The organism is Nostoc sp. JL33 (assembly GCF_017114985.1).
Classification (GTDB): domain Bacteria; phylum Cyanobacteriota; class Cyanobacteriia; order Cyanobacteriales; family Nostocaceae; genus Nostoc.
In genome coordinates this window covers 54278-63350 of sequence record NZ_JABXKP010000076.1, presented here as the reverse complement: position 1 = coordinate 63350, position 9073 = coordinate 54278, and the positions used below count along the sequence as shown (strand labels likewise).

General features: G+C 44.4%; 6 protein-coding genes. 5 read left to right on the top strand and 1 reads right to left on the bottom strand.

Going from position 1 to position 9073, the window contains the following annotated elements; translation table 11 throughout:
* The 4 genes from HWQ23_RS22190 to HWQ23_RS22175 form a co-directional block, all read left to right on the top strand.
* On the top strand, positions 1 to 259 hold a 259-nt coding region (locus HWQ23_RS22190), incomplete at its 5' end, for a hypothetical protein (protein ID WP_292832870.1).
* Positions 260 to 970: 711 nt separating this feature from the next.
* Positions 971 to 1330, top strand: a complete 360-nt coding sequence (locus HWQ23_RS22185) for a beta/gamma crystallin-related protein (RefSeq protein WP_292832867.1) — start codon at positions 971 to 973, stop codon at positions 1328 to 1330.
* A gap of 355 nt (positions 1331 to 1685) precedes the next feature.
* Complete coding sequence (locus HWQ23_RS22180; protein WP_292832864.1) at positions 1686 to 3902, top strand: peptidase domain-containing ABC transporter; 2217 nt, start codon at positions 1686 to 1688, stop codon at positions 3900 to 3902.
* Positions 3903 to 4024: 122 nt separating this feature from the next.
* On the top strand, positions 4025 to 5398 hold the full coding sequence (locus HWQ23_RS22175; RefSeq protein ID WP_292832861.1) for an HlyD family secretion protein: 1374 nt from the start codon (positions 4025 to 4027) through the stop codon (positions 5396 to 5398).
* Positions 5399 to 5597: 199 nt separating this feature from the next.
* On the opposite strand, the gene HWQ23_RS22170 is transcribed toward HWQ23_RS22175, so the two are convergent.
* A complete protein-coding gene (locus HWQ23_RS22170) occupies positions 5598 to 5894 on the bottom strand; it encodes a DUF3288 family protein (RefSeq protein WP_292832858.1) in 297 nt (98 codons plus the stop codon).
* A gap of 335 nt (positions 5895 to 6229) precedes the next feature.
* Between HWQ23_RS22170 and HWQ23_RS22165 the strand changes: the two genes are divergently transcribed.
* A complete protein-coding gene (locus HWQ23_RS22165) occupies positions 6230 to 8683 on the top strand; it encodes an ATP-dependent Clp protease ATP-binding subunit (protein ID WP_292832879.1) in 2454 nt (817 codons plus the stop codon).
* The last annotated feature ends 390 nt before the right edge of the window (positions 8684 to 9073 follow it).

Here is a 9073-nt window from a genome sequence, read left to right as displayed (position 1 = left end):
CGTTAATATACTCCATCATCCCATACTGTATTGTACTCAAGCAGGAACCGCTATAGGTCTCGCAAAAGGATACACAGATTTAGGCAAGTATGACAATACAGCATCTTGGTATGAGAATACGGGTAACAAAGGTTGGTATGCCTACACTGGTAAGTATTACACAGGTGATAGATACTATCTACCACCATACAGCAAAGGTAACTTCAAGGGCTATTCAGCCGATGCTAACAACGACATCGAGTCTGTCAGACCTGCATAGTAGCTCGGTTCTATTTCATACCGCAGACTAGAATCATGAAAAACCTAAACCAGAAAAGAATGCTCTCACATAAGGTTTTAGCTGAGTAACATCCTTTTCTCGCATTCAGTTTGTAGGGGCGAGGTCGTTTTCGCTCCTACTTTTTGATTTTATATAAAATGGCACAAATAAACGTAAATGGCAATATCTATAGCTTGATTGAAGCTCAGGGATGGATGTACGGAGCTAATGGTGAGGTGATTCTCACTGCCTCCTACTGTCCCTCCTCACGGTTTTTGGTCACAATTATTTACCTGCTCAGGTTCCTAAGAAGTTAGGACTTACGCACTGAAGGCTGAAACTCTACAACCCACAAATCAAAACCTCACCCTGATTTTGCTATGCAAAAGCTGTCCCTCTCCTTATTAAGGAGAGGGATGTCCGATAGGACAGGGTGAGGTTTTTGTTTTGGGTAATTCGATGACTTATCTGTACACCGTAGCCTTAAAAAGGGGGGATTTCTAGAGCTTTTTAAGGGGGTTGGGGGATCTGAGTGCGTAAGTCCTGGAAGTTTTAGTTATCTTCGGAAATTGACTTTCCAGAATTGGAAAGTCAATTTCCTAACTTGACGATGCGCGTCTAATTAAATTTATCTATTGTAAAAGGGTGCAGTAAAAGCGAACACCTAAAACGCGATCGCCGCACAGATTCAATTAACTAAGGACAAAAACAATGTCTAACATCAACAACCAAACCCAAGACCTCTATAGCATCGAATTGGTGCAAGACCTTGACCATGAAGCAGCTGCTACTGTTAGTGGTGGTGCTTCAGCGCAAGTATTTACTGATGCAAATTTCTCAGGAACTCCTTCAACTATTTTTGATTATGACGTCTCTTTGTTCGACCCCAATGTTTTTAACGATAGAATATCATCGATTAAAGTCTATTCTGGTCAATGGACGTTTTGGTCAGATGCTAACTATAGTGGTTCAGGTATAATTTTGGGGCCAGGAGAATATTCTGACCTTTCAAAATTAAATGGAGGGGTATATAATGATGTCATCTCCTCAGCAAAAGCAAACATTAGATAATGACGACCTGACATTATCTTTTGGAATTACCAACAACTAAATCTCATTTTTGCAGTAGTTAAAGTAGGTTGGATTACGCTCTGCATAACCCAATCTACTTTAACTACCACACAATCTCATCTTTCTCCCATCTATCGTAGAGTTAGATTTTCTGCAACTTTTCTAGGCATTTTGTCTAGATAGCAAAACTGCCTCAAAGGATGAATTTTTGAGGCAGTCTTGGCACTATTCACTTATCAGGATTAACTGATAAGTGAATAGGTAGGGATTTAAACAAGAATAGTTTTAATTTCTTCAGGAATTAGTACGTTTGAGTAACAACAGTTCCCTGTTTACTAATTTTAATCATTAAACAATGAAATACCAAAGCATATTGCAACACAGTGAAGAAGATTGTGGCGCTGCTTCCCTTGCAACTGTTGCCAAACATTACGGACGCACTTTGACTCTGAGCCGGGTACGAGAAGCGGTAGGCACGGGATCGCGAGGGACTACCCTACTTGGTTTGAATCGGGGTGCAGAAGCTTTGGGATTTAATGTTCGCCAAGTCAAAGCTTCTCCTCAACTGATCGACAGTTTAGATAAAGCTCCAATGCCCGCAATTATACATTGGAAAGGCTATCACTGGGTAGTTTTATACGGGCAAAAGGGTAAAAAATATGTAATATCCGATCCTGGGTTTGGTATCCGCTACCTCAGCCGTAAGGAATTAGTTGAGGGTTGGAGCAATGGGGTTATGCTGCTATTGGTGCCAGACGACACCCGTTTTTATGAGCAGGCGGATGACAAAATGACTGGCTTTGGACGCTATCTGGTGCGTGTTTGGCCTTATCGCTTCCTCCTGGGCCAGGCGATCGCCATCAATATTGTCATCGGACTTTTGTCTCTAGCCTATCCTTTGATGATGCAACTCCTCACCGATGATGTGCTAGTGCGGGGAGATACTCAACTATTAACTACCGTGGCACTTGGGGTAATTGCCATAAACTTATTTAAAAGTGCAATTGGTTTGGTACAGTCTCACCTGATCGGTCACTTCGGTCAAAGGTTGCAATTAGGACTGCTGCTGGACTACGGTCGAAAACTTTTACACTTGCCCTTATCTTACTTTGAAGGACATCGTAGTGGGGAAGTCGTCAGCCGAATTGCCGATATTCATGCGATCAATAACTTAGTTTCGCAGATTGTTCTTGGTTTACCCAGCCAATTTTTTATTGCTGTAGTTTCCTTGGGCTTTATGGTGTTTTTGAGTTGGCAACTGACTCTGGCTTCGGTATTGGCCTTTATCGTCGTCACCTTAGTTAACCTGCTTTTCCTACCCGCCTTACGCCAGAAAACTCGTAAGATGATCGTTTTAGGCACTGAAAACCAAGGCTTTTTGGTGGAAACCTTTCGCGGCGTCCAAGTACTCAAAACGACCCAAGCAACTCCGCAAGCTTGGCAAGAATATCAAACCAATTATGGTCGCCTCGCTAACTTAGGCTGGAGTACGATGAAGTTGGAGCTATACAGCAGCACATTCACTAATATTCTTTCAACTATAACTAATATAGCTTTACTCTGGTTAGGCAGTTATTTAGTAATTAATCACACATTATCTATTGGTCAGCTACTAGCCTTTAACGGCATGAGTGGCAACTTTCTCGGTTTCTTAACTTCACTAATAGGGTTAGCTGATGAGTTTATTACTGCCCAAATTGTCATCCAACGGATGTCAGAAGTGATTGACGCTACCGCAGAAGACTCGAATGAAGAGAAAAAGCCTTGGGCAAAAATTCCTACTGATGCAAATATTATCTGCACTAAAGTTAACTTTCACCATGCTGGTAGAGTTGACCTGTTGCAAGATTTTTCGTTGACTATCCCTGGTGGTAAAGTGATTGCTTTAATTGGTAAATCTGGTTGTGGTAAAAGTAGCCTAGCCAAACTGATTGCTGGTTTATATTCCCTCCAGTCAGGCAATATCCGTTATGGCATCTATAACAAACAAGACTTATCTTTAGAATGCCTGCGACAGCAGGTAGTCTTAGTACCGCAAGACCCGCACTTCTGGAGTCGCTCAATCTTTGATAACTTCCACTTTAGCTATCCTGACGTGACTTTTGAAGAAATTGTCACAGCTTGCCAGATTGCAGGAGCTGATGAATTTATTAGCGAATTACCTGACAAGTATCATACTGTCTTGGGAGAATTTGGAGCGAATCTTTCTGGTGGACAACGGCAGAGATTAGCGATCGCCAGAGCGATAATTACTAACCCGCCAATACTGATTTTAGATGAATCTACTGGCGCTCTCGATCCGGCCAGTGAAGTTGAAGTACTAGATCGACTGCTTGCCCATCGCCAAGGCAAAACCACAATTTTAATTAGTCACCGTCCCAGAGTCATTGGGCGAGCCGATTGGATTGTATTACTAGAGAAAGGACGTTTGCAAATCCAAGGTTCTCCAGAAGAATTGCGCCAAATTGCTGGCAATCACTTGGACTTCCTAGAGAATGTTCGGCCATCAACTCCTAGTTTACTAGTGAATTCCGGCTCTTCTGCTAATGGCAAATATGTCACCATCAGTTGACTAATTCCTAATACTCGCCATTCGCGTAGCGTCTGTCTGCGACACGCTACGCGAACGTAGAGAAGGCGAGAAGCAAGCTACGTAATTCGTAATTCGTAATTAATTCTGTTTAGGTACTTGTTATGGTTAGTCAATCTAATTCTGCCGTGCTGCCCCAAGTTGAAGAAAGTGATTTTCTGCCACCACTTGGTAGTTGGACTACTATTGGCGGCGCGATCGCATTGGTTAGTGTGACAATAGCAGTTGCCGTCGCCTCTGTAGCTGAATACAAAGTCACCGTTCAAGCACAGGCAAGTCTGCGTCCGGCTGGCGAGTTGCGGCTGGTTCAGGCTGCTACGGAAGGCCCAGTTATGCGGATTTTTGTGAAAGAGAATCAGGTTGTTAAAACAGGAGATGCGATCGCTACTATTGACGACTCCCGCCTGCAAACCAAAAAGAGCCAACTAGAAAGTAGCATTGGGCAAACAAAATTACAACTGGTGCAAATCAACGCTCAGATTCATGCTGTTAATAACCAAATTCTAGCCCAAACTGACAGCAGTAAGCGTGCGGTTGCGGGGGCTGAAGCAGAATTGAGCAGTCGCAAGCGGGGCTATCGAGACAAGCAAATTACTACTGTTAGTGATGTCCATGAAGCCTTTGCAAACGTCAGAGCTGCAACTGCTGGCTTAACAGCAGCCCAGACAAAGCGAAACCGATATGAGAGCGTAGCCAAAATTGGAGCTTTGTCACAAGATCAATTCGAGGAAGCACAACTAGCTGTTCGCCAGCAAGAACAAGTACTTGAGGCTGCCAAAGCCAAATTGCAAAGCTTACAAACTGCCCTGAATCCAACTTCGGCAGAAATTGCGATCGCCCAAGAACGCATTGCTCAAGAAAAAGCAACGGGAGAAGCTACCATCGCCACATTAGACAAAGAACGCAACGCGCTTATTCAGCAACGGATTGAAACGCAAAAACAGTTCGAGCATGATGGCCGCGAACTTAAACAAGTGAATACCGAGCTTAAGGAGACGATCATTTCTGCCACAGCAGACGGTGTGATTTCCAAGCTAAACCTACGTAACCCCGGCCAAACATTGCGCCCTGGAGATGAAATTGCCCAAATTGTTCCTACTTCTGCCCCCTTGGTGATTAAGGCAGTGGTAGGAACTGAGGATAAAAGCAAGTTGAAGGCAGGACAAAACGTGCAAATGCGAGTTTCTGCTTGTCCTTATCCCGATTACGGTACTCTCAAAGGTAAAGTTAAATCAATTTCTCCAGATGCATTTTTTCCACCAGCGAATAATGGTGCTGCTACAGGTGCTACTGCAACTACTCCCAAAGGTGCTGCCTTCTATGAGGTAACAATTGAACCTCAAAGCCTGTCTTTAGGTCGAGGAGACAGACAATGTTCTATTCAAATGGGAATGGAAGGCAGAGCCGATATTATTTCTAAACAAGAAACTATACTCCAATTCTTTTTGAGAAAAGCAAGGCTAATTGTAGATGTTTGAGCAAATAAAGGGGAGTGGGGAGTGGGGAGTGGGGAGTGGGGGAGTAAGAATTTTAGATTAAAGAATTGAAATTTAATCCAAAATCTAAAATCTGTCTTGAAAAGTTTGCTCAACGGGGGGAACCCCCGCACGCAACTTTTGTCTCCGACACGCTACGCGAACGCAAAATCCTTGCATTGAATTGCCCAATGCCCCATAACTAATTCCAATCCTGTTCCTCTTTCTTACCGCGACTTTTGTAAATTCCCCCCAAATCGTGAATTTTGCGAGTTTTCTCATAAAGCTCGGCTTCGGTCAAACCCCACTGCTGCAAGACTTTATCTAGGTCTTTTTGGATATCTCTCGCGCCTGGAAACCCTTGATAACGCATTCGCAGTCGAGCCAATTCTGCTAAGTTATAGTCTGTCGCCTCTTGAAGGAGTAAAATATCAATAACAGGGCGATCGCGATTATAAAGAGGATGTTGTTGGTCTTTCCCTGCGGGTGCATCAGTCATCGTGAGTAAAGAGTTAACATTGCTGAGTCCTGAGTTTTAAGTTTAGCCGAGAGCAGAGGAGCAGAAAAGGCAAAAGAAAATTATCTTCTGCACTGAAAAATTAATTGTAAAATTGATAACTCCTTACCTACTCATTCAGTCCGAACTCATCACTCCTAACTCCTAACTCCTCACTCATACTAGACGGCAACTACACCTGAGGTCTTACGGCTCTCACCACTGCCACCTAACTTTAAATAAAGTTACATTAGTCCTTAAGAAAATACAAAAAACTTTAGATGAGGGTGAATTTTATCTCACCCAAAGTCCAAGCAGCTAGGGAGCAAGAACCCGCTATGTTTGAACACTTCACTTCCGAAGCAATTAGAGTAATTATGCTAGCTCAGGAGGAAGCACGTCGCCTGGGACATAACTTTGTAGGAACAGAACAAATTCTCCTGGGTTTGATGGGAGAAGGAACTGGGGTTGCTGCTAAAGTGCTGGCCGAATTAGGCGTTACCCTCAAAGACGCACGCCGTGAGGTAGAAAAAATTATTGGTAGAGGTTCTGGCTTTGTACCACCAGAAATTCCTTTTACCCCGAAGGTGAAAAGCCTCTTCGAGCAATCGTTTAAAGAAGCTCATAGTCTGGGACAGAATTACATTAACACTGAACATTTACTCTTGGGATTGACCGAGGCTGGTGAAGGTGTCGCCGCCAAAGTACTGCAAAATCTAGGGGTTGACTTCAAGAGTGTCCGCAGTGCCATCGTTCGCCGTTTGGGTGAAAATGCACCGGCTTTCGCTGGTAGTGGTAATCAAAAGCGCACGCAACCGCTAACTATGGAAGAGTTTGGCAGGAATTTGACCAAATTAGCACAAGAAGGCAGACTCGACCCCGTAGTTGGTCGCCAGAAGGAAATTGAGCGTGCTATCCAAATCCTCGGTCGCCGCACTAAGAATAACCCAGTGTTGATTGGAGAACCAGGAGTTGGTAAAACTGCGATCGCAGAAGGTCTAGCTCAACGTATTATCAACCAGGATGTTCCCGAAAGCTTACAAGGCAAACAAGTTATCAGCCTCGATATGGGGTCATTGGTAGCTGGAACTCGCTTCCGTGGCGATTTTGAAGAACGCATCAAAAAAGTCGTGGAAGAAGTCCGCACTGTAGGCAATATCATCCTGGTGATTGACGAAATTCACACCTTGGTTGGCGCTGGTGGTACAGAAGGTGGCTTGGATGCAGCGAACATCCTCAAACCTGCCTTAGCACGAGGCGAACTCCAGTGCATCGGCGCAACTACCATCGATGAATATCGTAAGCATATCGAGCGCGATGCCGCCCTAGAGCGTCGTTTCCAACCGATTATGGTTGGGGAACCCTCAGTAGAGGAAACCGTACAAATTCTCTACGGTTTACGCGGTGCTTATGAACAACACCACAAAGTCACAATTTCGGATGCGGCACTTCTAGCAGCAGCAGAATTATCAGACCGCTATATTAGCGATCGCTTCTTGCCCGATAAGGCAATAGACTTGATTGATGAAGCAGGTTCTCGCGTTCATCTGCGGAACTCTCAAAGTTCTCCGAATAAAGAACTTAAGCGGGAACTCGCTGGCGTTACCAAATCTAAAGAAGCAGCAGTCAGAGTCCAAGATTTTGACAAAGCTGGAAGCCTGCGCGACCAAGAATTAGAACTTGCAGAACAACTGCAAGCAACGTTTGCACAAAATGGTCAACCTGTCAACTCTAATGTAGTTGACGAAGAAGACATCGCCCAAATCGTTGCCTCTTGGACTGGCGTACCAGTTAACAAACTAACTGAATCTGAGTCAGAGTTGCTCCTGCACCTGGAAGACACTCTGCATCAACGACTCATCGGACAAGAGCAAGCAGTCTCGGCTGTATCTCGCGGTATCCGTCGCGCCCGCGTCGGACTAAAAAATCCCAATCGTCCCATTGCTAGCTTTATCTTCTCTGGCCCTACTGGAGTCGGTAAAACAGAATTGGCGAAGGCACTAGCTGGCTACTTCTTCGGTTCGGAAGACTCGATGATTCGGCTAGATATGTCCGAATACATGGAAAGCCACACCGTCGCCAAGCTGATTGGTTCGCCTCCTGGTTATGTGGGATACGACGAAGGCGGACAGCTGACGGAAGCTGTGCGGCGGAAACCTTATACAGTGCTGCTATTCGACGAAATCGAAAAAGCTCACCCCGATATATTCAATATGCTGCTGCAACTCTTGGATGACGGCCATCTTACCGATGCCAAAGGTCGGAAAGTGGACTTCAAGAACACGCTGATCATTTTGACTTCTAACATCGGTTCCAAGGTGATTGAAAAAGGTGGTAGTGGTTTAGGCTTTGACTTCGACACTCAAGCCGACGCTAGTTACAACCGCATCCGCACCTTGGTAAATGAGGAATTGAAAGCTTACTTCCGTCCAGAGTTCCTCAACCGTCTCGATGAGATTATCGTCTTCACCCAGCTTTCCAAGGATGAAGTTAAGCAAATCGCTGAGATTATGCTCCGTGATGTTGCTAGCCGCTTGACGGAAAGAGGAATTATCCTAGAAGTTAGCGATCGCTTCAAAGAGCGTGTAATTCAAGAAGGCTACAACCCTAGTTATGGTGCTAGGCCATTACGTCGGGCAATTATGCGCCTCCTAGAAGATTCTCTCGCCGAAGCAATGCTGTCTGGTGAAATTACAGATGGAGACACAGCGATTATCGATGTTGATGATGACTCTCAGGTGAGAGTACAAAAATCAGAAAAACGAGAATTACTCTTGGCAAATGTTGGCTAATTTTATACCTGATTGCTTTTGGTGTAATATTTGAGAAACACTCCAGCCCTTCTCCTGTCGGAGACGCTACGCATAGCTTGCTTCCCCGGAGGAGAAGACTGCGCTGACTACCTGTTATCTAAGTAGAGGTACAAGCAGGGGCATCTCCGACAAACATCAAGTGAAATGGTATTATATCTTTCACCCCTGGTAGAAATACCGGGGGCTTTTTTTGTGTTGGAGCGTGTTTTTTTGATGCAGGTGATTACCCTCATCAAAATTTTTAAAACTGCACTTAGTATTGTTGCAGCAGTGACTAATACTTTTGTACTGTTGAATAAAATGAATCAATTCATCACAATGTGGTGGTTGAAATATGAAATCATACTCTAATGCAGCTTAAAGAATAGA

Bases quoted from the DNA above. Each gene is read 5' to 3' on its own strand.
- HWQ23_RS22165 (WP_292832879.1), top strand. From the start codon at position 6,230: ATGTTTGAACACTTCACTTCCGAAGCAATTAGAGTAATTATGCTAGCT.
- HWQ23_RS22175 (WP_292832861.1), top strand. From the start codon at position 4,025: ATGGTTAGTCAATCTAATTCTGCCGTGCTGCCCCAAGTTGAAGAAAGT.
- HWQ23_RS22180 (WP_292832864.1), top strand. From the start codon at position 1,686: ATGAAATACCAAAGCATATTGCAACACAGTGAAGAAGATTGTGGCGCT.
- HWQ23_RS22170 (WP_292832858.1), bottom strand. From the start codon at position 5,894: ATGACTGATGCACCCGCAGGGAAAGACCAACAACATCCTCTTTATAAT.
- HWQ23_RS22185 (WP_292832867.1), top strand. From the start codon at position 971: ATGTCTAACATCAACAACCAAACCCAAGACCTCTATAGCATCGAATTG.